Raw genomic sequence first — 1,542 nt, 5'->3', positions numbered from 1 at the left:
GCCAAACTGTTCGCAACGGGTGAACGGGTGCCACAACCTTTGCCACCGCCTTTATCGGCGACCGACACATACCTGCTGTTCAGCCACGAAAACCTGCCGGCAGGTGCCGAGCAGGCCCTTGAGTTGCTGATCGCCTGCCTCGGCGATAGCCGCCCGGGCACCTGGCTGGCCGCGCTTCGCCAACGTGGCTGGCTGCAAGGCTTCAAGGCCGAAACGCTGTATGCCTTCGCCGGGCAGTTGCTGTGGCACATTGACCTGAAGCTCAGCGAGGATGCCTGTGTAGAGGAAGCCGCCGCCCTGTTGCAGGGCTGGTTCGGCTTCATCCGCCAGTCCGACCCTAGGCAATTGAATACCGAATTCGAACTGCTGCAGCAAAGCCGCGAACGCAGTGCCAGTGCGCTTGAGTTGGCCCGCCGGGACAGCGCCGGCCAGCCGTTCAGCGGTTTGGATACACAAGGCTTGCAGGCCCTTCGTGCCCTGCTGGAAGGCCTGCCGGGTCGCGAGCATGGGCACTGGCAACTGCCCGCGGTCGACCCCCTGCTCCTGGCCGACTTGCCTGCTGCCAGGCCGCAGCCGCTGCCAGCGGCACTGAAAGTCAGCGACCAACTGCCTGGCGCTCGTCAGTATGCGGCGCTGTATCTGCGCTGGCATGTTCCTTCACCCTTGCGCCAGCGCCTGCATGCGCAGCTCGAACGTGCCCTGCAGCCCCTGCAGGAGCGCTGCGAGCGGGTATCGGTGCAGTTGCAGTTCAGTGCCGCTGGCGAATACTGGCAACTGCGCTGCGCCGGGCTACCGGCAGCGGTGCTGCGCACTGTGGAACAGGCCTTGGCAGTGATGCTCGAGCCCCCAGCAGACAGCTGGCTACCCTGTTCGACGCAGCCTCCGGCACTGATCCCCATCCGGGCACTGCTCAAGCAGTTGCCCGACGCTGTGCTGGGCGCCAGGCCTGCACCTGTTCCGGCCTGCAACCTGACACAAACGCATCTCGACAACCTGTGGCAGCAAACACGCTGGCACGGCCTGGCTACCGGCTTCGACGATGCCGCCCTGAACGCATTTGGCACCGTGCTGCAGCACTGCCCTGGCCAAGGCTCAGCGCCTGGCCCTCTACCCGCCTGGTCCAACCGCCGTTGGCAACATGCCGAAGTACCCGGCAGCGAGCATGCCCTGCTGCTGTTCTGCCCACTGCCGGCGGCCATGGAAGCCGCTGGCCGTCTGCTCGCCCAATTGCTGCAAGGGCCGGTTTACCAACGGCTGCGGGTAGAATTGCAACTCGGCTATGCGGTGTTCAGTACCTTTCGTCAGGTGGAGGGGGTCGGCGGCCTGCTGTTCGGGGTCCAGTCGCCTCATGCCAGCCAGGTACAGATCCTCGACCACCTGCTCACCTTGCTGCGCCGGGGCGTTACCCTGGCCCCTACCGCTCGTCAGGCCCTGGCCGGGCAATTCGATGAAGCGGCGATGGGCAACGCCGAAGTCGCCGAATGGGCGTGGCAGACATACCTGGCCACACAACCCGGCAGGCTGGATGCATTGCGCAGGTCT

Annotated in this window: 1 protein-coding gene; it reads left to right on the top strand. The window is 65.4% G+C overall.

Going from position 1 to position 1,542, the window contains the following annotated elements:
- Window positions 1–1,542: insulinase family protein (locus tag JV551A3_RS03405; protein ID WP_133978338.1), on the top strand; the 1,542-nt coding region annotated here is incomplete at both ends.

Source organism: Pseudomonas inefficax (genome assembly GCF_900277125.1).
Taxonomy (GTDB): Bacteria; Pseudomonadota; Gammaproteobacteria; order Pseudomonadales; family Pseudomonadaceae; genus Aquipseudomonas; species Aquipseudomonas inefficax.
This window is presented reverse-complemented; position numbering and strand designations above follow the sequence as displayed.